Raw genomic sequence first — 901 nt, 5'->3', positions numbered from 1 at the left:
GTTCTCAAGAGCACCCTCACCCTAGCCCTCTCCCGGAGGGAGAGGGGACTGACCGAGGTGTTTTCACGGGTTACGCCGACCTGAGATACCGAGCCGAACTCAGGTCTGAACGAGTTGCTTTGAATCCATAATCGACTCGGTTTCTCAGGTCGATGTCGAGCACCAGACACCTCGGTCAGCCCCCTCTACCTCCGGGAGAGGGCTGGGGTGAGGGGCTTTGGCTTTTAGGCCAACACCACCAACCGATTCGGCAACTCATTCCTCACCTGCGTCACCGGCACATGCACTTTGAGCAATTCCCCACACGCCTCAATGCACGTCACAAACCCTTCCAACGTGCGCCCCTGCCGCACCTGCTCGGTAAACGCCGCGACAATCACATCCCAGCTCTTGTTATCCAGCCGCTTGGAAATCCCCTCATCCACCAGAATCTCCACATAGCGCTCCGCTTCACAGACAAAAATCAGCATCCCGGTGCTGCCCACCGTGTGATGCAGGTTCTGTTCGAGAAACTGCCGTCGCGCCAGGTTCGACGCCCGCCAGTGGCGCACGCGGCGCGGGATCAAATGCGTGGTGATTTTCGGCAAACGAAACAGCAGGCACAGCACGATAAACGCGCCCCACTGCACCAACAGCAGGCTGTGCATGGTCAGCCAGCCGGTCAGGTAATGCACGACGCCCGGCACCACCAGCGCCAGCAAACTCGCCCACAGCAGTGGGATGTACGCGTAGTCGTCGGCGCGGGCGGCCAGCACCGTCACCAGTTCGGCGTCGGTGTCGCGCTCGACCCGGGCGATCGCTTCGGCGACTTTGCGTTGTTCGTGTTCGGTCAGTAATGCCATGTTGAAAAGTGCCTGCTCATTATTCTTTTAATGTCACCAGCCGCCGGACGATCCACCGC

The 901-nt window shown here is 59.8% G+C and carries 1 protein-coding gene; it reads right to left on the bottom strand.

What is annotated here, in order from left to right:
* Positions 1 to 224 precede the first annotated feature (224 nt).
* Positions 225 to 842 carry a TPM domain-containing protein gene (locus GVL50_RS28430; RefSeq protein WP_159815848.1) on the bottom strand — a complete coding sequence of 206 codons (618 nt, stop codon included), beginning with the start codon at positions 840 to 842 and terminating at the stop codon, positions 225 to 227.
* Positions 843 to 901: the final 59 nt, after the last annotated feature.

Source organism: Pseudomonas sp. 18058, assembly GCF_902706155.1.
Classification (GTDB): domain Bacteria; phylum Pseudomonadota; class Gammaproteobacteria; order Pseudomonadales; family Pseudomonadaceae; genus Aquipseudomonas; species Aquipseudomonas rustica.
This window is presented reverse-complemented; position numbering and strand designations above follow the sequence as displayed.